Annotated in this window: 20 protein-coding genes and 1 pseudogene; 15 read left to right on the plus strand and 6 right to left on the minus strand. The window is 73.3% G+C overall.

The features are described from left to right. The first annotated feature begins 65 nt into the window (after positions 1-65). The 10 genes from DQ237_RS17885 to DQ237_RS17930 all read left to right on the plus strand — a co-directional run bounded on the left by DQ237_RS17885 (position 66) and on the right by DQ237_RS17930 (position 11,173). Positions 66-1,655, plus strand: coding sequence for an ABC transporter ATP-binding protein (locus tag DQ237_RS17885; RefSeq protein ID WP_113801498.1), 1,590 nt, complete (start codon positions 66-68; stop codon positions 1,653-1,655). After that, entirely contained in the window at positions 1,652-2,818 is a 1,167-nt protein-coding gene (locus DQ237_RS17890) for an ABC transporter permease (RefSeq protein ID WP_113801499.1), read from the plus strand. The genes DQ237_RS17885 and DQ237_RS17890 overlap by 4 nt, the downstream gene beginning before the upstream one ends. Next, positions 2,815-4,092 carry an ABC transporter permease gene (locus DQ237_RS17895; protein WP_113801500.1) on the plus strand — a complete coding sequence of 426 codons (1,278 nt, stop codon included), beginning with the start codon at positions 2,815-2,817 and terminating at the stop codon, positions 4,090-4,092. The genes DQ237_RS17890 and DQ237_RS17895 overlap by 4 nt, the downstream gene beginning before the upstream one ends. After that, on the plus strand, positions 4,092-4,508 hold the full coding sequence (locus tag DQ237_RS17900; RefSeq protein ID WP_113801501.1) for a cytidine deaminase: 417 nt from the start codon (positions 4,092-4,094) through the stop codon (positions 4,506-4,508). Before DQ237_RS17895 ends, DQ237_RS17900 begins: the two co-directional genes overlap by 1 nt. Beyond that, entirely contained in the window at positions 4,508-5,779 is a 1,272-nt protein-coding gene (locus DQ237_RS17905) for a thymidine phosphorylase (protein WP_113801502.1), read from the plus strand. Before DQ237_RS17900 ends, DQ237_RS17905 begins: the two co-directional genes overlap by 1 nt. 151 nt (positions 5,780-5,930) lie before the next feature. Next, complete coding sequence (locus tag DQ237_RS17910; RefSeq protein WP_205730276.1) at positions 5,931-6,839, plus strand: ABC transporter ATP-binding protein; 909 nt, start codon at positions 5,931-5,933, stop codon at positions 6,837-6,839. Further along, positions 6,836-7,666 carry an ABC transporter permease gene (locus tag DQ237_RS17915; RefSeq protein WP_113801503.1) on the plus strand — a complete coding sequence of 277 codons (831 nt, stop codon included), beginning with the start codon at positions 6,836-6,838 and terminating at the stop codon, positions 7,664-7,666. Before DQ237_RS17910 ends, DQ237_RS17915 begins: the two co-directional genes overlap by 4 nt. A gap of 34 nt (positions 7,667-7,700) precedes the next feature. Beyond that, positions 7,701-8,762: an adenosine deaminase gene (locus DQ237_RS17920; protein WP_113801504.1), complete on the plus strand. Its 1,062-nt coding sequence runs from the start codon at positions 7,701-7,703 to the stop codon at positions 8,760-8,762. 4 nt (positions 8,763-8,766) lie between these two features. Beyond that, positions 8,767-9,468 carry an MgtC/SapB family protein gene (locus tag DQ237_RS17925; RefSeq protein WP_240619718.1) on the plus strand — a complete coding sequence of 234 codons (702 nt, stop codon included), beginning with the start codon at positions 8,767-8,769 and terminating at the stop codon, positions 9,466-9,468. Between the two features lie 250 nt (positions 9,469-9,718). Then, positions 9,719-11,173, plus strand: a complete 1,455-nt coding sequence (locus DQ237_RS17930; RefSeq protein WP_240619719.1) for a DEAD/DEAH box helicase — start codon at positions 9,719-9,721, stop codon at positions 11,171-11,173. Between the two features lie 119 nt (positions 11,174-11,292). Here the strand turns inward: DQ237_RS17930 and DQ237_RS17935 are convergent, their stop codons facing one another. From DQ237_RS17935 to DQ237_RS20540, 6 genes are all read right to left on the minus strand, one after another. After that, entirely contained in the window at positions 11,293-12,681 is a 1,389-nt protein-coding gene (locus tag DQ237_RS17935) for a hypothetical protein (RefSeq protein ID WP_113801505.1), read from the minus strand. A gap of 94 nt (positions 12,682-12,775) precedes the next feature. Continuing rightward, complete coding sequence (gene lpdA / locus DQ237_RS17940; protein ID WP_113801506.1) at positions 12,776-14,179, minus strand: dihydrolipoyl dehydrogenase; 1,404 nt, start codon at positions 14,177-14,179, stop codon at positions 12,776-12,778. A gap of 57 nt (positions 14,180-14,236) precedes the next feature. After that, positions 14,237-15,109 carry an aldehyde dehydrogenase family protein gene (locus tag DQ237_RS17945; protein WP_240619720.1) on the minus strand — a complete coding sequence of 291 codons (873 nt, stop codon included), beginning with the start codon at positions 15,107-15,109 and terminating at the stop codon, positions 14,237-14,239. After that, complete coding sequence (locus tag DQ237_RS17950; protein WP_205730277.1) at positions 15,106-16,551, minus strand: aldehyde dehydrogenase family protein; 1,446 nt, start codon at positions 16,549-16,551, stop codon at positions 15,106-15,108. Before DQ237_RS17950 ends, DQ237_RS17945 begins: the two co-directional genes overlap by 4 nt. A 3-nt stretch (positions 16,552-16,554) precedes the next feature. Further along, the gene (deoC, locus tag DQ237_RS17955) at positions 16,555-17,550 is read right to left on the minus strand and encodes a deoxyribose-phosphate aldolase (RefSeq protein ID WP_240619721.1); all 996 of its coding nucleotides are present in this window, start codon (positions 17,548-17,550) and stop codon (positions 16,555-16,557) included. Positions 17,551-17,677: 127 nt separating this feature from the next. Then, positions 17,678-19,591 carry a fibronectin type III domain-containing protein gene (locus tag DQ237_RS20540; RefSeq protein WP_113801507.1) on the minus strand — a complete coding sequence of 638 codons (1,914 nt, stop codon included), beginning with the start codon at positions 19,589-19,591 and terminating at the stop codon, positions 17,678-17,680. A gap of 410 nt (positions 19,592-20,001) precedes the next feature. On the opposite strand from DQ237_RS20540, the pseudogene DQ237_RS17965 reads away from it, so the two are divergent. The 5 genes and pseudogenes from DQ237_RS17965 to DQ237_RS17980 all read left to right on the plus strand — a co-directional run. Beyond that, positions 20,002-20,811, plus strand: a pseudogene (locus DQ237_RS17965) (DUF222 domain-containing protein); the annotation flags it as partial. Between the two features lie 160 nt (positions 20,812-20,971). Continuing rightward, positions 20,972-21,181, plus strand: a complete 210-nt coding sequence (locus DQ237_RS20325; RefSeq protein WP_240619723.1) for an HNH endonuclease signature motif containing protein — start codon at positions 20,972-20,974, stop codon at positions 21,179-21,181. Positions 21,182-21,260: 79 nt separating this feature from the next. After that, a complete protein-coding gene (gene upp, locus DQ237_RS17970) occupies positions 21,261-21,884 on the plus strand; it encodes a uracil phosphoribosyltransferase (RefSeq protein ID WP_113801540.1) in 624 nt (207 codons plus the stop codon). A gap of 2 nt (positions 21,885-21,886) precedes the next feature. After that, complete coding sequence (locus tag DQ237_RS17975; protein ID WP_113801508.1) at positions 21,887-22,777, plus strand: Gfo/Idh/MocA family protein; 891 nt, start codon at positions 21,887-21,889, stop codon at positions 22,775-22,777. A gap of 50 nt (positions 22,778-22,827) precedes the next feature. After that, complete coding sequence (locus DQ237_RS17980) at positions 22,828-23,187, plus strand: DUF805 domain-containing protein (protein WP_113801509.1); 360 nt, start codon at positions 22,828-22,830, stop codon at positions 23,185-23,187. Positions 23,188-23,340 lie beyond the last annotated feature (153 nt).

Genomic DNA, 23,340 nt, shown 5'->3' on the forward strand with positions numbered 1-23,340 from the left:
ACCGGGGCGGACGAACGGACGTGCGCCGCGCACCAGCGGCACGCACAGCGAGGGAGAGGCCCACCATGGCCGCAACAGCAGCGCCCGGCGGCGGCACGCCGCCCGTCGGCGCCCCCGGTGACGGCGTGCCCTACGCGGTCGAGCTGCGGGGCATCACCAAGCGGTTCCCCGGGGTCGTCGCCAACCGCGACATCGAGCTGCGCGTCCGGCGCGGCGAGGTGCACGCGATCGTCGGCGAGAACGGCGCCGGCAAGTCGACCCTGATGAAGACCCTGTACGGGATGCACCGCCCCGACGAGGGCACGATCCTGCTCGACGGGCGCGAGACGACCCTGCGCAGCCCCGCGGACGCCATCGCCGCCGGCATCGGCATGGTCCACCAGCACTTCATGCTGGCCGACAACTTCACCGTCCTGGAGAACATCGTCCTGGGCAGCGAGCCGACCAAGGGCGGCCGGCTCGACCGCGCCGAGGCTCGGCGCCGCATCCGCGAGATCTCCGACCGCTACGCCCTCGGCCTCGACCCCGACGAGCTGGTCGAGAACCTCGGTGTCGGCGACCGGCAGCGCGTGGAGATCGCCAAGGTCCTCTACCGCGGCGCCCGCACCCTGATCCTCGACGAGCCCACCGCCGTCCTGGTGCCCCAGGAGGTCGACGAGCTCTTCGGCAACCTGGCCGAGCTCAAGCGCGAGGGCCTGACGGTCATCTTCATCTCGCACAAGCTCGACGAGGTCCGCAAGGTGGCCGACTCGATCACCGTGATCCGGCGCGGCACGACCGTGGGCACCGCCGACCCGCGGACGACGACGTCGCGCCAGCTCGCCGAGATGATGGTCGGCTCCGAGCTGCCCTCGCCGCACACCCGCACGTCGACCGTGCGGGAGGCCGCGGTCCTGCAGCTGAGCGGGGTCTCCGTGGCCTCGACCGACGGCGGCCGGCCTGCCGTGGACGACGTCGCGCTCACCGTGCGCGAGGGCGAGGTCGTGGGCATCGCCGGCGTCGAGGGGAACGGCCAGGCCGAGCTCGTCGAGGCGATCATGGGCCTGCGCTCGCTCGCGGCCGGCAGCGTCGACTTCGCCGGTCAGGACATCAGCACGTGGAGCACCCGCGCCCGTCGCGAGGGCGGGATCGGGTTCATCCCCGAGGACCGCCACCGCCAGGGGATGCTGCTCGAGGCCCCGCTGTGGGAGAACCGCATCCTCGGCCACCAGACCCGCCCGCCGGCGGTCAAGGGGCCGTTCATCGACCGCAAGGGCGCCCGTTCCGACACCGAGCGGATCATGCGTGAGTACGACGTCCGCGCCCCCGGGCCGGACACGCTGGCGCACGCCCTGTCGGGCGGCAACCAGCAGAAGCTGATCATCGGGCGCGAGATGAGCTCGGCCCCCAAGCTGCTGATCGCGGCCCACCCGACCCGCGGGGTCGACGTCGGCGCGCAGTCGGTCATCTGGGAGCTGCTCAAGGACGCCCGTGCCGAAGGGATGGGCATCCTGTTGATCTCGGCCGACCTCGACGAGCTGATCGGGCTCTCGGACACGCTGCACGTGATGCTGCGCGGCCGGCTCGTGGCGACCCTGGACCCGGCGGCGCTGACGCCGGAGGAGCTGGGCGGTCACATGACGGGCGCCACCGACTCCGCGGTGGGTGCGGCGTGACCGCCCTCCGCCGGATCGGCACGTCGCTGGCGGCGCCTGCGCTGGCCGTCGTCGTCGCCGTCGTCATCACGACGCTGGTCATCCTGCTGATCGGCCAGAACCCGCTCACCGCGTTGCAGGTGCTGGTCGACTTCGGTGAGACGCCGGCCCAGCAGACGCAGGCGATCGTGGTGATCCTCAACCGCGCCGTGCCGTTGTTCCTCGCCGGCCTGGCGGTCTCGGTCGCCTTCCGCATGGGGCTGTTCAACATCGGCGTCGAGGGCCAGTACCGCATGGCCACGGTCATCGCCGCGGGTGTGGGCGCCGCCGTGGTGCTGCCCGCCCCGCTGCACGTGCTGCTGATCATGGTGGTGGCCATGGCGGTCGGCGCGCTGTGGGCCGGCATCGTGGCCGTCCTCAAGGTCACCCGCGGCGTGAGCGAGGTGATCAGCTCGATCATGCTCAACTTCATCGCGCTGGGCACCGCCTCCTACCTGCTGACCGGCCCGCTGCGCGGCAGCCCGGAGGGCGCGGCGATCATCACGACGAAGGAGATCCCGGAGTCCGGCCGGTTCCCGGCCATCAACGGGCTGTTCGACGTCCTGGGGCTGGCGCAGCCGCGGGGCCAGCTGTTCGGTTTCCTCGTCGTCGCCGTCCTCGTCGGGATCGCCGTCTCGGTGCTGCTCAAGCGCACCCGGTTCGGCTTCGACCTGCGGGCGACCGGGCTCTCGCCCTCGGCCGCCACCGCCAGCGGCATCGACGCCCGCCGCATGGTCATCAAGACGATGCTCATCTCCGGCGCGGTCGCGGGGCTCATCGGCCTGCCCGACCTGCTGGGCCGCACGCACAGCTTCGGCACCGAGTTCACCGCCGGGCTCGGCTTCCTCGGCATCGCCGTGGCGCTGCTCGGCCGCAACTCGCCGATCGGCATCGCGTTCGCCGCGCTGCTGTTCGCCTTCCTCGACCGGGCCGCGGTGCCGCTGCAGTTCGCCGACATCCCCGCCTCGGTGGTCACGATCATCCAGGGCACCATCGTGCTCTCGGTCGTCGTCGCCAACGAGATCGCCCGGCAGCTGACCCGCCGCCGGGCCGAGCACTCCACCGGGCAGGCAGCGCCACCGGTGCAGGAGCCCGCCGGCCCGGCCGGCACCCGCATCGACGCGCGACAGGAGGCGGGGGCATGACCGCGACCACCGCACCCACCGCGGCTCCGAGCCGTGGACCGCTGACCGAGCTGTTCCTCGGCGGTGGCCGTGCCCGCCGGATCACCTGGCTGTTCGTCGGCCTGATGCTCCTGATGTCCGCCGTGCGGGTCATCTCCGGCGAGCAGGCGCTCACCTCGTCCTCGACGTTCGCCGCGGCGCTGCTGCTGGCGGTGCCGATCGGCCTCGCCGCGCTGGGCGGCCTGTTCGCCGAGCGCGCGGGCGTGGTGAACATCGGTCTCGAGGGCATGATGATCCTGGGAACCTGGGGGGCCGGCTGGGCCGGTTACCAGTGGGGCTGGGCGGCCGCTCTCATCGGTGGTGCCGTCTTCGGCGCCGCGGGCGGGCTCCTGCACGCCGTCGCCACCGTGACCTTCGGCGTGGACCACGTGGTCTCCGGCGTCGCGATCAACATCCTGGCCGAGGGCGTGGTCCGGTTCCTCTCCGAGCTGCTGTACGCGGGGACGACGAACGGCGGTGGCGTCACGCAGTCGCCGGCGCTGTCGAGCCGCCCGCCGAGCTTCTCCCTGCCGGTGCTCTCCTCCGGTCCGGACCTCCTCGGTGACCTGGAGAACCAGCACTGGTTCCTGCTGTCCGACCTCGCCGGGCTGCTGCGCGGGCTCACCAGCGGCGTCGGTGTGCTGACCCTGCTCGCCGTGCTGCTCGTGCCGGCCAGCTACCTGCTGCTGTGGCGCACCGCGTTCGGCCTGCGCCTGCGCTCCTGCGGTGAGAACCCGGCGGCCGCGGACTCCCTCGGCGTGCCGGTCTACCGGCTCAAGTACATCGCCGTGATCATCTCCGGCGCGCTGGCCGGCCTCGGCGGTGTCTTCCTGGTGTTCGTCGCCAACATCTACCGCGAGGGGCAGACCGGCGGTCGAGGGTTCATCGGCCTCGCCGCGCTGATCTTCGGCAACTGGCGGCCCGGTGGTCTGGCCGCCGGTGCCGGGCTGTTCGGCTTCGCCGACGGTCTGCAGCTGCGCAGCCGTGGCGCCGTCGTCGCGCTGCTGCTCCTGCTGGCGCTGCTGCTGGCCGTGGTCGCGGTGGTCCAGACCCGCCGCGCCCGGTTCCTGCAGGCGGCCTTCGCGGGCGGGTTCGCCGTCCTCAGCCTGGTCGGCTTCCTGACCATCGACGAACTGCCCGAGGGCATCGTCTCCTTCACCCCGCACCTGATCACGCTGCTCGTGCTCTCCCTGGCCTCCCAACGGCTGCGGATGCCGAAGGCCGACGGGCTGGTCTACCGACGAGGAGAGCACTAGTGAGCCAGATCGACTGGGACGCCCTGCGGGCGGCTGCCCGCGAGGCGATGACGCACGCCTACGCGCCGTACTCGAAGTTCCCGGTCGGCGTCGCCGGGCTGGTCGAGGACGGTCGCGTCGTCACCGGCTGCAACGTGGAGAACGCCTCCTACGGCCTCGGGCTGTGCGCCGAGTGCGGGATGGTCAGCGACCTCGCCCGCACCGGCGGCGGCCGGCTCGTCGCCGTGGCCTGCGTCGGCGGTGACGGGCAGCCCCTCATGCCGTGCGGCCGCTGCCGTCAGCTGCTGTGGGAGCACGGGGGCGCCGACATGCTGATCGAGACCGTGTCCCTGGGCATCGTGCCGATGCGCGAGGTGCTGCCCGACGCCTTCGGCCCCGACGACCTGGTCGCGGCGGCAGAGCGGGGGCAGGGCTGATGGACGCGATCGACGTCATCCGGGCGAAGCGGGACGGCCAGCAGCTGTCCGCCGAGCAGATCCGCTGGATCATCGACGCCTACACCCAGGGGGTGGTCCCGGACGAGCAGGTCAGCGCGCTGCTGATGGCGGTCTTCTTCAACGGTATGGCCGCCGAGGAGCTCGCCGTCTGGACCCAGTCGATGATCGACTCCGGTGAGCGCAAGGATCTCTCGCCGCTGGGCCGGCCGACGGCCGACAAGCACTCCACCGGCGGGGTGGGGGACAAGATCACCCTGCCGCTCGCGCCGCTGGTCGCCGCCTGCGGGGTGGCCGTGCCGCAGCTGTCCGGGCGCGGCCTGGGCCACACCGGCGGCACCCTGGACAAGCTGGAGGCGATCCCCGGCTGGCGTGCCGACGTGCACGAGCAGGCGTACCTCCAGCAGCTCCGGGACGTCGGCGCGGTCATCTGCGCCGCCGGGCACGACCTGGCCCCGGCGGACAAGAAGCTCTACGCGCTGCGCGACGTCACCGGCACCGTCGAGTCGATCCCGCTGATCGCCAGCTCGATCATGAGCAAGAAGATCGCCGAGGGCGCCGACGCCCTGGTCCTCGACGTCAAGACCGGCTCGGGCGCCTTCATGCGGGACGCCGACGACGCCCGCACGCTGGCCCGCACGATGGTCGGCCTCGGCGAGGCGGCCGGCGTGCGCACGGTCGCGCTGGTGACGGCGATGGACCGACCGCTGGGCCGGACCGCCGGTAACGCGGTGGAGGTGGCGGAGTCCGTCGAGGTGCTCGCCGGTGGTGGCCCGGCCGACGTCGTCGAGCTCACGCTGGCGCTGGCCCGCGAGATGCTCGCCGGGGTCGGGCGGGACGACGTCGACCCCGCCGACGCGCTCCGCGACGGCCGCGCCATGGACGTGTGGCGCCGGATGATCGCGGCCCAGGGGGGCGACCCCGACGCTCCGCTGCCGAAGCCCGCCGAGACGCACGTCGTCACCGCTCCCGCCTCGGGCACGCTGACCCGCCTGGACGCCTATGCACTGGGGGTCGCCGCGTGGCGGCTGGGGGCAGGGCGGGCGCGCAAGGAGGACCCGGTGCAGGCCGCGGCCGGGATCACCTGGGCCGCCGGCGTGGGGGAGCAGGTGACCGCCGGCCAGCCGCTGCTCGAGCTGCAGACCGACGACGCCGACCGCATCCCGCGCGCGCTCGAGGCGCTCGAGGGCGCGATCGGCGTCGACACCGACGACCGGCCGCTGCCGCTGATCCTGGAGCGCATCACCGCCTGACCCCGCGCCACTTCTACGGGGCCTCCCCTCGGCGTGATCATGAAGTTCGGGGAGCAACACACCGCCGGAGCGCGGCGCGTCGCTTCCCGAACTTCATGATCACGGTGGGCAGGGGCCGCGCTGCCAGGTCGATGGAGCACACTGACCCCTCGTGCAGAGTTCTCCCGCAGCCGCCGTGGCCGCAGCCCGCCCGCAGCCCGGTGACCCGCTGGACCAGGACGCCGCGATCTCGGTCCGGGGCCTGGTCAAGCGGTACGGCGACTTCACCGCCGTCGACGGCCTCGACCTCGACATCCGGCGCGGCGAGATCTTCGCGCTCCTCGGCCCCAACGGCGCCGGCAAGACGACGACGGTCGAGATCTGCGAGGGCTACCGCCGCCGCGACGCCGGCGAGGTGCGCGTGCTGGGGGAGGACCCGGCCGAGGGCGACCGGCGCTGGAAGTCCCGTCTCGGCATCGTGCTGCAGTCCGGCGGCGGAGACAGCCAGCTGACGGTGCGGGAACTCCTGCGCGCCCAGGCCTCGTACTACCCCGAGCCGCGGGACGCCGACGAGGTGCTCGGACTCGTGGGGCTCACCGAGAAGGCCGGCGTGCGGGCCCGTGCCCTGTCCGGCGGCCAGCGGCGCCGGCTCGACGTCGCCCTCGGCATCGTCGGGCGGCCGGAGCTGCTCTTCCTCGACGAGCCGACCACCGGCTTCGACCCCGAGGCGCGGCGCCAGTTCTGGGCGCTCATCCGGTCGCTGCGGGACCTCGGCACGACCATGCTGCTCACCACGCACTACCTGGACGAGGCCGAGGCGCTGGCCGACCGGGCCGGGGTCATCGCCCGCGGCCGGCTGGTCGAGGTGGCGGTGCCCAGCGCGCTCGGCGGCCGGGGCACCGCGCCGGCCCTCGTCAGCTGGACCGAGCAGGGGGCCCGCCGCACGGAGGCGACGGCGACGCCGACGGCGTTCGTCCGCGAGCTGGCGACCCGCTTCCAGGGGGAGATCCCCGACCTCGCCGTGGCCCGCCCCACGCTCGAGGACGTGTACCTGCAGATGATCGGGGAGGCCGGCCGATGACCGCCGTGCGCCAGTCGACCGACGAGCGGGCCGCGCTCCCGTCCCTGCCGTCGGTCTACCGGTCCCGGGCGACGGTGGAGCTCAAGGAGTTCTTCCGCCAGCGCGAGTCCGTCGTCTTCACGGTCATGCTGCCGGTGCTGCTGCTGGTCGTGTTCGGCGCCGTCCTGGACTACGACCTGGGCGGTGGGGTCACCTTCACCCAGTACTTCCTGGCCGGCATCGTCGCTGCCGGCATCCTGGGCGCCAGCTTGCAGAACATGGCGATCAGCATCGCCACCGAGCGCTCCGACGGAACGCTCAAGGGCCTCGTCGGGACGCCGATGCCGCGCAGCGCCTTCTTCGTCGGCAAGGTGGTGCAGGTCCTCGCCGTCACCGTGCTCATCATCGGGGTGCTGCTCCTGATCGGGGTGGTGTTCTACGACGTCGACCTGCCCTCGGGCAGCGACTGGCTGACCTTCGCGTGGGTGACCGTCCTGGGCTCCGCGGCCTGCACGCTGCTGGGCATCAGCCTGTCGAGCCTGGCGAAGAACGGCCGGTCGGCCTCGGCGACGGTGACCCCCGTGGCGCTGGTCCTCCAGTTCATCTCCGGCGTCTTCTTCCAGTTCAGCCAGATCCCGACCTGGATGCAGACGGTGGCCTCGCTCTTCCCGCTGAAGTGGATGGCACAGGGACTGCGGTCGGTCTTCCTGCCCGACGCCCTCGCCGCGGACGAGCCGGCCGGCAGCTGGGAGCTGGGCCGGGTGGCGCTGGTCCTGGGCATCTGGTGCGTCGTGGGGCTGGTGCTGTGCGTGCGCACGTTCCGCTGGCAGGACCGCGGGAGTCGCTGACGGGGACGTCGAGCGGTAGGTCGACAATGTCCGGGTGCCTGCACCGCTGAACGCCGAGAACGTCCGCCGCGCCCCGAAGGTCCTCCTGCACGATCACCTGGACGGCGGCCTGCGCCCGCAGACGGTGCTCGAGCTCGCCGACGAGCTGGGCTACCGCGAGCTCCCCGCCGGTGACGCCGAGAGCCTGGGTCGCTGGTTCCGCGAGGCCGCCGACTCGGGCTCGCTCGAGTCCTACCTGGAGACGTTCGCGCACACGGTCGCCGTGATGCAGAGTCCCGAGGCGGTGCAGCGCGTCGCCCGCGAGTGCGCCCTGGACCTCGCCGCCGACGGCGTGGTGCACGCCGAGGTGCGGATGGCACCCGAGCTGCTGACCGCCATGCCGATGGAGGCGGCCGTCGAGGCGATGCTCGACGGGTACGCGCAGGGCGCTCGCGAGGCGGGCGGCACGATCCGGGTGGGCACGCTGCTGTGCGCCATGCGGCAGGCCGACCGCTGGGAGGAGGTGGCGGCTCTCGTCGTCCGCTACCGGGACGCCGGGGTCGTCGGCTTCGACCTGGCCGGGCCGGAGGACGGTTTCCCGCCGGACCGCATCCCGGCGGCGCTCGCGCTGCTCGACCGGGAGGGCGCGCACCGCACCGTCCATGCCGGGGAGGCGGCCGGGATCGAATCGATCCGCGCGGCCCTCGACGGCGCCCGCGCCGAGCGGTTGGGGCACGGCGTGCGCATCGCCGACGAGCTCGCCGCCGACGGAGCCCTCGGGCCGGTGGCGCGGCGGGTGCGGGACGAGCGGATCCCCCTGGAGGTGGCGCCGTCGTCGAACGTGCAGACCGGCGCCTACCCGTCGCTGGCCGAGCACCCGGTCGACCGGCTGCACCGCGCGGGCTTCGCCGTCACGCTCAACACCGACAACCGGCTGATGAGCGGTGTCTCGATGACCAGCGAGGTCGCCGACGTGGCGACGACGTTCGGCTGGACGTGGGACGACGTGCGGGCCGTCACCGAGCGGGCGGTCGCCGGTGCCTTCCTCGCCGACGAGGAACGCCGACGCCTGCTCGAGGACGTCGTCGGTCCCGGCTACGCGGCGCTGGCGGGCTGACGACGTGGACGTGCTGCTCGCCGAGCCCACCGGCCAGACCCTGGAGCAGGTCGGGCACCTCGGCATCGCCTTCGTGCTCTCCGCGCTCATGGGCCTGGAGCGCGAGCTGCGGCAGAAGGCGGCGGGACTGCGGACGCTGACGATCGTCGGTTTCGCCTCGGCGCTGTTCATGGTGATCAGCGAGGCGGAGTTCGGCGACTCGCGCGTCGCCGCCCAGGTGGTCTCCGGCCTGGGCTTCATCGGCGGTGGCCTGATCTTCGTGCGCCGCGACGCCGTCCGGGGTCTCACGACGGCGGCCGTCGTCTGGCTCACCGCGGCGATCGGCATGGCCGCGGGCGCGGGGCTGTGGATGTTCGCGGTCGTCGCCGTGGCGGCGCACTTCGTCGTCTCCTACGGCTTCACGCCGCTCGCGCGGCGGTTGACCGGCCGCGTCGAGCGGGTGCACGCCCTGGTGCTGACCTACCGCGACGGCGAGGGCGTCCTGCGGCGGGCACTGGCGGAGTGCACGCAGCGGGGCTTCCGGGTGCGCGACATCGCCACGACCGCCGAGGACCTCGGCGGCCCGGCCGCACCGGGTGGGCGGCAGGCGACCGTGCGGATCTCGGTGGAGGGCACCGGCTCGCCCACCGAGCTGGCCGCGTGGCTGTCCGACATCGACGGCGTCCTGGCGATCACCGCCGGGGCGTCGGACGAACAGGCGGACTGACCGGCCCGTTCGCGACCGCGGGTGGGGGCCGTCACCCCCGATCGCGGGAACAGCCCGGGGATCGCCGCTGCTACCCTCGGTGTACCGGCACATCGGCCGGTCATCCTCCCGGACGGTCCGTCCGGGCACGAGCGCATCCGTGCCGATCCGGCGCCGTTCCCGGCGTGGTGGATCGCCGGTCCGGCAGCCCTCCGGCTTCCGCGCCTTCTCACGGGACGCGCTCCGAGCTGTATCGGAGTCCCACCCCCGCATGACCTCGCTCCACCCTGCGTCGGCTGCCGACGTTCCCCAGAACACCGTCATCGAGAACATCGCCGAGGAGACGCCCTCGGGCCCGACCTTCGGTCAGCTGGGCCTGCCCCAGCAGCTCGTGACCGCCCTCGAGCGGCGCGGGATCCACCGCCCGTTCGCCATCCAGACCTCCGCGCTGCCCGACGCCCTCGCCGGGCGCGACGTGCTCGGCAAGGCCGCCACCGGCTCGGGCAAGACGCTCGCCTTCGGCCTGCCGCTGCTCGCCCGCATCGGCGCCGAGGTCAAGCAGGGCCGGCGTGCCCCGCGCGGTCTGGTCCTCGTGCCGACCCGCGAGCTGGCCCAGCAGGTGCACGACAACCTGGCCCCGCTCGGGCAGGCCACCGGCGTGCACCTGGCCACCGTCTACGGCGGCGCCCCCATGTACCGCCAGATCCAGCAGCTCCGCCGTGGCGTCGACGTCATCATCGCCACCCCGGGTCGGCTGCAGGACCTGATCAGCCAGGGCGAGGCCACCCTCGCCGAGGTGGTCGTCACCGTGCTGGACGAGGCGGACTTCATGGCCGACCTGGGCTTCCTCCCGGTCGTCAAGGAGCTGCTCGACCAGACCGCACCCGACGCGCAGCGGCTGCTGTTCTCCGCGACGCTGGACGGCGAGGTCGACGCCCTCGTCCGCCGCTACCTCAAGGACCCGGCCCGGCACGAGGTCAAGCGCCCCGGTGACGACGCCCCGCCGGCCGAGCACCTCGCCTTCAGCCTCGCCTTCCGCGACAAGCTGCAGGTGGCCACGGAGCTGGCGGGCCGACCCGGCCGCACGATCATCTTCGCCCGCACGCAGCTGGGCGTGGACCGGCTGGCCGAGAACCTCAAGGCGGCCGGCATCAAGGCCGAGGCGATCCACGGCGGTCTGCCGCAGTCCGCGCGCCGGCGTGCGCTCGAGGAGTTCACCGACGCCCGGTCGCCGGTGCTCGTGGCCACGGACGTCGCCGCCCGCGGCATCCACGTCGACGACGTCTCGCTGGTGCTGCACTACGACCCGCCCGCCGACGCCAAGACCTACCTGCACCGCTCCGGCCGCACGGCCCGCGCGGGTGCCGCCGGTGTCGTGGTCTCGCTGCTCCTGCCCGACCAGGTCGGCCAGTCCAAGCGCCGGTTCCGCACCGCCAAGGTGGACCCGCGGGTCGACCGCATCCGGCCCAGCGACCAGGCCATCCTGGACCTGGTGGCCTCCGGCGTGCCGGTGGAGCCCAAGGAGCGCACCCAGCGCGACATGCGCCGTGGCGGTGGCGGCCCGGGTGGCCGTCCGCGTCGCGACGGTGACCGTCCCGGCGGTTCCCGTGGTGGCCCCCGTCGGTCCTACGGCGACCGCACCCGCTCCGGCGGTGGCGAGCGCTCCGGCCGGCCCGGTGGCGGTGAGCGCCGCTACGGCGGGGACCGCCCGGCCCGCCAGGGCTAGGCAGGAACGACACACGACGGCGGCCCGTCCCGGATTCCCGGGGCGGGCCGCCGTCGTCGGTGAGCCGCAGTCCGGCCCCCTTGCAGGGGCCCGCCCCGGGCATGCGAGGCGGGCCTTCCTCAGCTGCGGAAGACCAGCGCCCCGCTGACGGCGGTGACGACCTCGTCCCACGCGGGGCGCAGCGTCGCCGCGTCACCGGCGGTGAGGGTCGACCCCGGTTCGCGGTCGGCGCGGGCCACGGCCCGGCCCAGCGGAGCCGACGGTGAGAGCAGCTGCTCGACCTGGGTCAGGCCGGCGTACTCGGCCAGGTCCCGCACGCCCTCCACCGGCTGCGCGAGGGCCTGGTGGGTGACCAGCCCGGCCGCGCCGTCGGCCACCTCCCCGAGGACCTCGGAGAGCTCGGTCAGGTCGTAGCGGTCCTGGTCGGCGGGCAGCGGCGGTGTGTCGGTGTCGGCGACCTCGGGCCAGGAGGCGATCTCGCTGAGGTCGTGCTGCTCGCTGCCGCCGATGTAGCGGGCGAGGTCGGCCGGGGTGTCGAAGAGGAACACCTCGCCGTCGCGGCCCAGGAAGCGGGCGACGTCGTCGACGTAGCAGCGCAGGGTGAGCCCGGCGCCCTCGGGGACGACGACCTCGACCGGCAGGATCCCCACGGCCTCCCAGAACTCCGCAGCCGCGGCGACCTCGGCGGGGGAGGCGGTGAGCTTGCTGCCGCGGGCGATGGTGCTGACCCCGGCGGCGGATGCCTCGGCGGTCCCGGCGGCCACCTCGGCGGGCGCCTCCTCCTCGTCCTCCGGCTGCTCCTCGGCCTCGGCGGCCGACGGGTAGCCGTCGGGGGAGACGGTGCCGCCACCGCTCCAGTCGAAGTGCTCGGCCAGCTCCTCGACGACGTCCTCCCAGAGGTCGTCCAGGATGCCGCCGACGCCGATCCACGCGTCCTCGCCGGACCGTCCGACGAAGGCCTCGACGCCGAGGCCCAGGGAGCCGATCTCCGGCTTGGCGACCAGCTCGGCGACCGCCTCGAACTCGGTCTCGTCGTCGCCGAGGTCCGCGCCGAGGTCGTCGTCCTCGTCGTCGGTGGTGTCGAGGCACTCCGCCAGCCGCCCGACGATGTCGATCGTGGCGGCCAGCTCGTCGACCGCCCAGCGGTCGGGGTTCTCCGCGGCGATGTCGTAGACGCCGTCGAGGTCGAAACGGTGGTCCTCGTCCGGCGTCAGGTCGGCGGCGCCCAGGCCCGCGACGACCGGCCACACGGGGTGGTCGGAGAGGTCGTGGTCGGTGCGGCTGCGGCAGAAGGCGGCCAGCGCGGCGGGGGAGGGGAAGAGGTGGACGACGGCGCGGGAGGTGGGGCTCTCCGGGTCGTCGTCGTTGATGTCGGGTCGCACCTCGACGGTCGTGCCGAGGAACGCCTGCCACTCCTCGCCGTCCTCCTCCCACGGCGGCGCCCACAGGGTGTACCCCGTGCGGTCGTCGAGGGTGAGGGCGATCGGGACGATGCTCGGCCTGGCCACCCGCCCATCCTGCCCTGTCGACCTGACAGCGCATCCCCGGGGCAGGAACGGCCACCGGCCCGGACCCGAGCGGGTCCGGACCGGTGGCGCGGCGTCAGAGGTTGATCATGTGGCCGGCGAGGCCGTGGATCGCCTCCTGCAGGCCCTCGCTCAGCGTGGGGTGGGCGTGCACGTTGCGTGCCAGCTCGGTGGCGGTGAGGTCCCACTTCTGCGCGAGGGTGAGCTCGGGGAGCAGCTCGGTGACCTCGGGGCCGACCAGGTGCCCGCCGAGCAGCTCGCCGTAGGTCTCGTCGGCGATCAGCTTGACGAAGCCGGTGGGCTCGGCGAGCCCGTGCGCCTTGCCGTTGGCGGTGAAGGGGAAGGAGGAGACCTTGACCTTCCAGCCCTTCTCGTCGGCCAGCTCCCGGGCCTGCTTCTCGGTGTAGCCGAAGCTGGCGACCTGCGGGGAGCAGAAGGTGGCCCGCGGCATCATCACGTAGTCCAGCTCCATCGTCTCCGCGCCGGCCAGGGTCTCGGCGGCGACGACGCCCTGCGCCTCGGCGACGTGGGCGAGCATGAGCTTGGCGGTGACGTCGCCGATCGCGTACACGTGCGGCACGTTGGTGCGCATCCGGTCGTCGATGGCGATCGCACCGCGGTCGGTGAGCTCGACGCCCAGCTTGTCCAGGCCGTAGCCCTCGGTCCGAGGCGCGAAGCCGATCGCCTGCATGACCTTGTCGGCGGTCAGCTCGCGGGTGCCCTTGGCGTCGGAGACGGTGACGGTGACCTGGTCGCCGGAGTCGTCGATCTTCTCCACCTTGGTGGAGGTCAGGACGTCGACGCCGAGCTTCCGGTAGGCCTTGGCGAGCTCCTTGGAGACCGCCTCGTCCTCCAGCGGCAGCACCCGGTCGGCGAACTCGACGATGGTGACCTGGACGCCGAAGTTGCGGAGCACGAAGGCGAACTCGACGCCGATCGCGCCGGCGCCGGCGATGATGATGCTCTTCGGCAGGTCGCGGGTGGTGATCTGCTCCTCGTAGGTGACCACGCGCTCGGAGAGCTCGGTGCCGGGGAGCAGCCGGGTCCTGGCACCCGGGGCCAGGATCGCCGAGTCGAAGGTGACGGTCTCCTCGCCGCCGCCGTTCAGCGCCACCTGCAGCGTGTGCGGGTCGGTGAACGTGCCCCAGCCGTCGAACTCGGTGATCTTGTTCTTCTTCATCAGGAAGTGCACGCCCTTGACCCGGCCGTCGGCGACCGAGCGGCTGCGGTCGAAGGCGGCGCCGAAGTCGAAGGAGACGTCACCGGAGATGCCGAAGGTCTTGGCCTCGTCGCGGACGAGGTGGGCGAGCTCGGCGTTGCGCAGGAGCGCCTTGGAGGGGATGCAGCCCACGTTGAGGCAGACCCCGCCCCAGTACTTGGACTCGACCACGGCAACGCTCTTGCCGAGTTGTGCGGCGCGGATGGCGGCGACGTACCCACCAGGGCCGGCACCGAGGACGACGACGTCGAAATGAGGCACGTACCGAGGGTAGTGCGACGACGGCCGGTGACCCCCGAGGAGGTCACCGGCCGTTCGTCAGACGCCCATCGGGTGCCAGACCGTCTTCGTCTCGAGGAAGGGCGTCATGCGGGTGAGACCGGGGTCGGCGGTCCAGTCCGGCTCGGTGGCCGGCGGCCGGACGACCCGCTTGATGGTGCCGGCGGCCTCCCGCTCGAACTCCATCGCGCGCCCGGCGGGGGCGCCGGTCAGGTCGATCCCGTCGACGTCGGCGTGCTCGGCCAGCCACGGGCCCAGCTCCTCGGCGTCGCCGGTGAGCAGGTTGACCACGCCACCGGGGACGTCGCTGGTCGCCAGCACCTCGGCCAGGGTCACGGCCGGGATCGGCCGCTCCTTGGAGGTGACCACGACGGCGGTGTTGCCGGTGGCCAGCACCGGGGCGAGCACGCTGACCAGGCCCAGGAGCGAGGACTGCTGCGGCGCGAGCACGGCGACCACGCCCGTGGGCTCGGGCGTGGAGAAGTCGAAGTACGGCCCGGCGACCGGGTTCGACCCACCCAGGACGGCGGCCAGCTTGTCGGTCCAGCCGGCGTACCAGACCCAGCGGTCGATGGCGGCGTCCACCGCGGCCCGTGCCTTCGACGTCGACAGGCCCTCGGCGGAGGCGACCTCCTCGCAGAACTGGACGTGCCGGCCCTCCATCACCTCGGCGACGCGGTAGAGCACCTGGCCGCGGTTGTAGGCGGTGGCGCCGGACCACTTCGCGAAGGCGCCGCGAGCGGCGACCACGGCGTCGCGGGCGTCCTTGCGGCTGGCCCACGCGACGTTGCCGTGGAAGTGGCCCTTGGTGTCGGTGACCTCGTAGGTGCGGCCGCTCTCCGAGCGCGGGAACGCGCCGTTCACGTACAGCTTGTAGGTCTTGCGGACGGCGAGACGGTCGTTGCCGATCACTGGTCAGCACCCTTCAGATACGCAGCGAGCCCGTGGCGGCCGCCCTCACGCCCGTAGCCGGACTGCTTGTAGCCGCCGAAGGGCGACGTCGGGTCGAACTTGTTGAACGTGTTGGCCCACACCACGCCGGCGCGCAGCTGGTTGGCGATCTGCAGGATCCGCGAGCCCTTCTCGCTCCAGATACCGGCCGAGAGCCCGTAGGTGGTGTTGTTCGCCTTGGCCACCGCCTCGTCGGGCGTGCGGAAGGTGAGCACGCTGAGCACCGGGCCGAACACCTCGTCGCGGGCGATGCGGTGGGCGGGGGAGACGTCGGTGAACACCGTCGGGGGGAACCAGAAGCCGCGGTCGGGCAGCTCGCAGGCCGGCTGCCAGCGGTTCGCGCCCTCGGCCTCCCCGATGTCGGAGAGCTCCCGGATGCGGGCGAGCTGCTCGGCGGAGTTGATCGCGCCGATGTCGGTGTTCTTGTCCAGCGGGTCGCCGACGCGCAGGGTGCCGATGCGGCGCTGCAGGCTGGCGATCACCTCGTCGTGGATCGACTCCTGGACCAGCAGCCGGGAGCCGGCGCAGCAGACGTGGCCCTGGTTGAAGAAGATGCCCTGCACGATGCCCTCGACGGCCTGGTCGATCGGGGCGTCGTCGAACACGATGTTCGCCGCCTTGCCGCCGAGCTCCAGGGTCAGCTTCTTGGCTGTGCCGGCGACCGCGCGGGCGATGGACCGGCCGACCTCGGTGGAGCCGGTGAAGGCCACCTTGTCGACGTCGCCGTGCTCGACGACCGCGCGACCGGTGTCGCCCGCGCCGGTGACGATGTTGACCACGCCGGCCGGGAGGTCGGCCTGGCGGCAGACCTCGGCGAACAGCAGGGCGCTCAGCGGGGTGGTCTCCGCCGGCTTGAGGACGACGGTGTTCCCGGCGGCCAGGGCCGGGGCGACCTTCCACGCCAGCATGAGCAGCGGGAAGTTCCACGGGATGACCTGGCCCGCGACGCCGAGCGGGCGCGGCCGGGTGCCCAGGCCGACGTGGTCGAGCTTGTCGGCCCAGCCCGCGTAGTAGAAGAAGTGCGCGGCGGCCAGGGGCACGTCGACGTCGCGGGACTCCCGGATCGGCTTGCCGTTGTCCAGCGACTCCAGGACGGCGAACTCGCGCGCGCGCTCCTGCAGCAGGCGGGCGATGCGGAAGAGGTACTTGCCGCGGTCGGCGGGGCGCATCGGGCCCCAGGTCTTCTCGAAGGCCTTGCGGGCGGCCCGGACGGCGCGGTCGACGTCGGCCTCGCTCGCGGCGGAGACCTCGGAGAGGACCTCCTCGGTGGCCGGGTTGACGGTCTTGAACGACTCGCCGGTGCCGTCGACGAACTCGCCGTCGATGAACAGGCCGTAGGAGGGGGCGATGGAGACGATCGACCGCGACTCGGGCGCGGGGGCGTACTCGAACAGGCTGGTCATGCGTCAGTCCACCGTGACGTAGTCGGGGCCGGAGTAGTGGCCGGTGCGCAGCTTCTGCCGCTGCAGGAGGAGGTCGTTGAGGAGGCTCGAGGCGCCGAAGCGGAACCAGTCGGGGTCCAGCCAGTCGGGGCCGACCGTCTCGTTGATCAGCACCAGGTGCTTGACGGCGTCCTTGGTGGTCTTGATGCCGCCGGCGGGCTTGAAGCCGACCTGGCGGCCGGTGGCGATGCGGAAGTCGCGGACCGCCTCGAGCATCACCAGGGAGACCGGCAGCGTGGCGGCCGGGGTCACCTTGCCGGTGGAGGTCTTGATGAAGTCGCCCCCGGCGAGCATGGCGATCCAGCTGGCGCGGCGGACGTTGTCCAGCGTCTTCAGCTCGCCGGTCTCGAGGATGACCTTGAGGTGGGCCTCCCCGCAGGCCTCCTTGACGGCGACGATCTCCTCGTAGACGTCGAGGTAGCGGCCGGTCAGGAAGGCACCGCGGTCGATGACCATGTCGATCTCGTCGGCGCCGTTCTCCACGGCGTCCCGGACGTCGGCGATCTTCACCGCGCGGCTCGCGCGACCGCTGGGGAACGCGGTGGCGACGGCGGCGACGTGGATGCCGGTGCCGACCAGCGCCTCACGCGCGACGCCGGCGAGGTCGCCGTAGACGCAGACGGCGGCGACCTGCGGGGTCGTCGGGTCGCTCGGGTCGGGCTGCTTGGCCTTCGCGGCCAGGCTGCGCACCTTGCCCGGGGTGTCGGCGCCCTCGAGGGTGGTCAGGTCGACCATCGAGATCGCGGTGTCGATCGCCCACGCCTTCGAGGTCGTCTTGATCGAGCGGGTGCCCAGCTGGGCGACGCGGGCCTCGGCGCCGACCTGGTCCACGCCGGGGAGGCCGTGCAGGAAGGCGCGGAAGGCCGAGTCCGAGCGGGTCACGTCGTCGTACGGCGGCAGCGGCGCGTGCACCGCGGGGGTCGCCCCGGGCAGCGCGTCGGGGTCGAGCACGTGGGTCATGCCGATCATTCTCCACTGGCACGGGCGCTGCTCGGACCCCGCTCACCCGCCCGGAGCAGACGGGGACGCAGAACACCCGGTGGGCCTCGCCGGAGGCCCACCGGGCGGCTGCGGTCGCGAGGGTGGGTCAGACCTCCCGGCGACGGCGCGTGACCAGGAAGAGCAGCGCTCCGGCGACGACCCCACCGGTGCCGAGCACGAGGGGGAGGAGCAGGTCGGCGCCGGTGTAGGCGAGGCTGCCGGCGCTCCGCCCCGATCCGCCGGCCACGGAGACGTCCATCCGCAGGAAGCGGTCGGAGCCGTCGGGTGCGACGCCCGAGGCCACCAGCGAGTGGGTGCCCGCAGCCAGACCGGTCGGGACGGTGACCGGCTTGGTGAAGTTGCCCTGCGCGTCGGTCACCACCGTGCCGAGGACCGTCGGGGACGAGTAGATGACGATCGTGGCGGTCGAGTACGGCAGGAAGCCGGTCCCGATGACGGTGATGTCCTGCCCGGCCTTGGCCTTCGTGATCCTGCCCTTGTCGGTGGTCAGGGTCAGCTCGGCGCTGGCCGGAGCGGCCGTGGGCACCGAGGGGCTGGCGATCTTGGTCGTGGTCGCCTGTGCCGGCGTCCCACGACCGGCCGAACCGACGGCGACGACGAACACGTCGTAGACCGTCCCGGCCTCGGCGCCCAGGACGCAGGACGTCGTCGTCGTCGAGCAGACGGCCGAGCCCTGGCGGGTGTAGACCTCGTACCGGATCACCGGCGCGCCGGAGGCCGGGGGCGCCCAGGAGACGGTGAGCGAGGACCGTCCCGGGGCGGTGGTCACCGAGCGAGGGGTACCCGGCAGGCCGACGGCGTAGGAGTAGCCGCCGGTGAGCGTGGCCGACTGGCCGGCGCTGGTGACGCGCACGTCCGCGGTGCCGACGGAACCCGCGGGCGTGGTGCAGGTCAACGAGGTGGCCGACGAGACGACCACCGCGGTGCAGGGCTGGCCGCCGACGGTGACCGTCGTCCCGCCGCCGAAGTGGGTGCCGGTCACGGTGATCGTGGTGCCTCCGCCGGTCGGTCCGCTGGCGGGCGCGACCGAGGTGACGGTGGGCGCCGGGGCGGCCATGACGATGCGCCCGCGCCCTCCGGCAGCGCGGAAGGCGCCGCCGTTGGTGGCGAGGGTGAAGGTGCCCTGGCCCGTCGAGTCCAGGCTGCTGCCGCCGCCACCGGAACCGCCGGCCATGGTGCCGCCGTAGGTGCCGCCACCACCACCGCCGCCGAAGAGGCCGGCGCCGCCGCCACCACCGGTCGAGGCGTAGGTCCCGTAACAGCTGCCGGCGGCGTTGCCGCCCTGCCAGCCGTTGCCGCCCTGGGAGCCACCCGTGGAGCACGGCTCGCCGCCGTTCCCGCCGGTGCCGGCTGCGCCGGGACCGCCGCCCTGACCGGTCGAGGGGCCGGCCGTGCCGCCGGCGCTGGCCGTGGCGCCGCCACCCGAACCGACGGTGTCGCCGCCGGAGCCCATGCTCGCCGGCGTGCCGGCCGCAGCGACGGGCGTCCCGGCGTTGCCTCCGGCGAGGACGGTGGAGTTGGGCACGCTGCTGCCGGTGGCGACGGATCCCCCGCCGCCACCGCCGCCGGCGATGACGAGCGGGGTGCTGGAGCGCTTGACCGCGCTCCAGCCGCCACCGCCACCACCCTGGGCGTTGGTGCCGGTCCCGCCACCGCCGCCGGAGCCGACCTCGAGGTTCAGGGTCTCGCCCGGGGTGACGGTGATCGTCGTGGTGACGACAGCGCCGTGGCCGCCGGTGGAGGTCGCGATCCCCGAGCCGCCACCGCCGCCCGCACCGGTGGTGATGACCGACAGGGCGGTCACGCCGGCGGGCACGTCGCAGAACATCAGGCCGGTCGTCGTGGACTGCGTCGCCGAGTCGAACCCGACGCACGTCGGGTTGGCGACGGCCAGGGCGGCGGGGCTCGTGGCCAGACCCAGGGTCCCGAGGCCGGCGACCAGGGACAGGGTGGCCGTCGCCCGGGCGACACCCGTTCGTCGGGGTGGCAGGAGCGTCATCGTGGGGTCCTCTCGGGGTCGCTGACTGCGGATCCGACGCCGTGAAGGGGAGGGCGCGTCAGCGGGAAGTCGCCCAGCGGAGTCGTCCGGTGACCGTAGGGAGGCGCGAGAGGAAGATTGGGCACAACCGTGTGTGAAGTCACCACGAAATCGGACTGCTCAGTTCACGACTTCGGCCAATCGGGTCGCACCCGCCTCCCTGGCCCCGTCAGCTGCTCCGCCGCGCCTGCTGTTGCCAAGCGGCGTGCCGGGTCGGTGGACAGGCTCCTGACCTGGGGATTCGTGCTGCGCACGTGCGTCTTCTCGGCTAGTATTCGTACATACGTTCGGGTCGGTCGGGAGGTGTCGTGCAGCAGCTGGAAGCGTTGGCTGCGTTGCTGGGCGAACTCACGGGCGAGCGGCTGGAGGGCATGTTCGGCCCGCAGCTGCTGGAGCGGCTGACCCCGCTGCTGACCGCGCAGAACCGGATCGCCGCGGAGGTGGCGCGCACGGTGCGCCAGTGCGAGCTGGCCGACGCCGCGGAGTTCGACGGCAAGGCGTCGATGAAGGCGTGGCTGCGGGGGCACGCCCGGTTGTCCGCGTCCGCGGCGCACGGGCTGGTGCGCAGCGGGCGAGCGGTGGAGCACCTGCCCGCGGTGGCCGCGGCGTTCGCCGCCGGTGAGATCTCCGCCGAGGCGGTGTCGGTGATCGCACCCGTGGCCGAACCGAAGAACCTGGCCGCTGCGCAGGACGCCGGTGTGGACCTGGCCGGGGTCGACGAGGCGCTGGCCGAGGTCGCCCGCACCCAGTTCCACCCGGTGCTGCGCCAGGCCGTCGCCCACTACCTGGACCGCCTGGACCCCGACGGTCCCGAACCGGATCCCACCGAGCAGCGATCGCTGACGATGGCCACGCATCTCGACGGCTCGCTGTCCCTCCGAGGCGAGCTGGACGCCGTGGGTGGGGAGAAGTTCCAGGCCGCGATCGAGTCGATCCTGCGGGCCTCCCGCCCCGCCGGGGACATCCGCACCCGCGCCCAGCAGTCCGCCGACGCCCTCGTCCAGCTGTGCGACAACCAACTCGCCGCCGGCACCCTGCCCACGCTGCGCACCTTCACGCCGCACGTGGTGGTCCGTGTCGACCTCGACGACCTGGTCGACCCGTCGACGGGCCCTGGGGCGGCACGGCTGGGATTCGGGGCCACCATCTCCGCAGCACGGGCCCGCTGGCTGGCCTGCGACGGGAACGTCGCACGCATCGTCATCGGCCCCGACGGCGCACCCCTGGACCTCGGCCGCAGCTTCGGCCGCTCCGCAGGGTCCCGCCGCGAGCTTGCGAGTGGTGGGGGGCGGAGGGGTCCTTACCTTCGCCGGCTGCGACGCCCCCGCGTACTGGTGCGACGTGCACCACCTCGTCCACTGGGCCGACGGCGGCGACACCAGCCTCGGCAACGCAGCACTGCTCTGCGAACGCCACCACGGCAAGGTCCACCACGGGTTCCGGATCGAACGAGATCCCGCCGGCCGATGGCACACCCACCGGCCCGACGGCACCGAGATCCACGTCCTGCCCCGCATCACCACCGAACCGGTCACCACCCGCGCCAGCTGAGGTGCCCGTCTCAGGCGTACGGGTGGCCGGCGCAGGCAGGGAGCCCTCCGGCGTCGGGAGGGCCGATACCGTGTCGTCCGTGCAGCTCACCGTCGTCGACCACCCGCTGGCCCGTGCCCGTCTCACCCGGATGCGCGACGAGCGCACGGACAACGCCATGTTCCGGGCCGCCCTGCGCGAGCTCACGCAGATGCTGGTCTACGAGGCCACCCGCGACCTGGCCGTCGCCGAGGAGCAGATCACCTCGCCGGTGACGACCACGACCGGCTACCGGCTGGCCGCCCCGCCGCTGATCGTCCCGGTGCTGCGCGCGGGCCTGGGCATGGCCGACACCGCGCACGGCATGCTGCCCGAGTCGCAGATGGGCTTCGTCGGCCTGGCCCGCAACGAGGAGACCTTCCAGCCCGAGGCGTACATGGCCTCGCTGCCGGAGTCGCTGGTCGACCGGGACGTCTTCGTCCTCGACCCGATGCTGGCCACCGGCGGCTCGCTGGTGCACTGCTGCGAGCTGCTCGTTGCCCGCGGGACGACCTCGATCACCGTGCTCTGCGCACTCGCGGCCCCGGAAGGCATCCGGCGGCTGGAGGAGAGCGGCCTCCCGCTGCGCGTGTTCACCGCGAGCCTGGAGGAGGGCCTGAACGACAAGGCCTACATCGTCCCGGGCCTCGGTGACGCCGGCGACCGCCAGTTCGGCGCGGTCTGACCATGCGGTTCGGGGTGCTCGGGACCGGTCACTGGGCCCGCACGGTGCACGCCGCCGCGCTCGCCGAGCACCCGGACGCCGAACTGGCCGGCGTGTGGGGCCGCGACCTGGAGAAGGCGAAGGCACTGGGCGCGGAGTTCGACGCCCCCGGCTACGGCGACGTCGACGCGCTGCTCGCCGACGTCGACGCCGTCGCCATCGCGCTGCCGCCCGACGTGCAGGCCCCGCTGGCCATCCGGGCCGCCGAGGCCGGCCGGCACCTGCTCCTGGAGAAGCCCGTCGCCCTGGACGTCGCCGGCGCCGACCGGGTCGTCGACGCGGTGCGCGCCGCCGGTGTGGCCTCCGTCGTCTTCTTCACCTTCCGGTTCCAGACGGCGACCTCCACCTGGCTGACCCAGGCCGGCCGCACCCGGCTGGCCGGCGGCTCGGGGACCTGGTTGTCCTCGCTCGCCGGTACGCCGTTCGCCGCCTCGCCCTGGCGCCAGGAGCACGGCGCCCTGTGGGACATCGGCCCGCACGCGCTGTCGGTCCTCGTCCCGGCGCTCGGCCCGGTCGTCGCCGTCCAGGCCGGTGCAGGGGTGCGCGACACGGTGCACCTGACCCTGACGCACGAGTCGGGCGCCGCCTCCACGGTGACGGTGTCGCACACCGTCGCTCCCATGTCGGCCGGCATCGAGTTCTACGTGCACGGGGATGCCGGCCGGCTGGTCCTCCTGCCCCAGACCGACGAGCCGGTGGGGGCGTTCCGGGTCGCCGTCGACGAGCTCACCGCGGCCGCGCTGACCGGCGGGACGCACCCGTGCGACGTCGGCTTCGGGCGCGACGTCGTCGCGGTGCTGGCCACGGCCGCCCGCGCGCTGGACTCCGGCTGCCGGGAGCCGATCCGGTCGTGACCGCTCCGCGTCGTCCACGACCGGGGGACTGGCTCGTCCCGGTCGGCCGCATGCGGCGACGCGACTGGTGGTTGAGGTACGTGCTCGTGATCGCCCTGATCGGGGTCGTCACCACCTGGATCGACGCGCGGTGGTTCCCGGACGCCCATCTTCGGCTGGAACGCGGTGAGGGCTTCGACGTCCTCTGGCCGTTCGCCGACTCCGGTGGGCCGGTCACCGCCCTCGCGGCGCTGGTGCTGCTCGTGCCCAACGTGGCGGCGATGGTCACCCGGCTGCACGACCGCGACCACTCCGCCTGGTGGCTGCTGTGGAACCTGGTGCCGGGCATCGGCTGGCTCGTCCTCGTCGTCACCGTCGGCCTGCTCGGCAGCCAGCCGCGCCCCAACCGGTACGGCCCCCGTCCGACCTGAGTCCGGTACTCCCTGGTACCGCATCGGGTGACCGCGTCGCATCCATCGGGTGACGTCCGTGCCGAGGTGTCGTCCCCGCGGTCGCGGAGCTGCATGGTCGCGCCGACGCCCCCGACGGAAGGGAACACCCCCATGGACCTCAGGAGCTGGTAC

The sequence above is a fragment of the Blastococcus sp. TF02-8 genome (genome assembly GCF_003319175.1).
In the GTDB taxonomy this organism is placed as follows: Bacteria; Actinomycetota; Actinomycetes; order Mycobacteriales; family Geodermatophilaceae; genus Blastococcus.

What these genes read in the sequence shown, in the direction of transcription:
- DQ237_RS17885 (WP_113801498.1), top strand. Translation starts at nt 66, where the DNA reads ATGGCCGCAACAGCAGCGCCCGGCGGCGGCACGCCGCCCGTCGGCGCC.
- DQ237_RS17895 (WP_113801500.1), top strand. Translation starts at nt 2,815, where the DNA reads ATGACCGCGACCACCGCACCCACCGCGGCTCCGAGCCGTGGACCGCTG.
- DQ237_RS17905 (WP_113801502.1), top strand. Translation starts at nt 4,508, where the DNA reads ATGGACGCGATCGACGTCATCCGGGCGAAGCGGGACGGCCAGCAGCTG.
- DQ237_RS17915 (WP_113801503.1), top strand. Translation starts at nt 6,836, where the DNA reads ATGACCGCCGTGCGCCAGTCGACCGACGAGCGGGCCGCGCTCCCGTCC.
- DQ237_RS17930 (WP_240619719.1), top strand. Translation starts at nt 9,719, where the DNA reads ATGACCTCGCTCCACCCTGCGTCGGCTGCCGACGTTCCCCAGAACACC.
- DQ237_RS17950 (WP_205730277.1), bottom strand. Translation starts at nt 16,551, where the DNA reads ATGACCAGCCTGTTCGAGTACGCCCCCGCGCCCGAGTCGCGGTCGATC.
- deoC (WP_240619721.1), bottom strand. Translation starts at nt 17,550, where the DNA reads ATGACCCACGTGCTCGACCCCGACGCGCTGCCCGGGGCGACCCCCGCG.
- DQ237_RS20540 (WP_113801507.1), bottom strand. Translation starts at nt 19,591, where the DNA reads ATGACGCTCCTGCCACCCCGACGAACGGGTGTCGCCCGGGCGACGGCC.
- DQ237_RS17975 (WP_113801508.1), top strand. Translation starts at nt 21,887, where the DNA reads ATGCGGTTCGGGGTGCTCGGGACCGGTCACTGGGCCCGCACGGTGCAC.
- DQ237_RS17980 (WP_113801509.1), top strand. Translation starts at nt 22,828, where the DNA reads ATGCGGCGACGCGACTGGTGGTTGAGGTACGTGCTCGTGATCGCCCTG.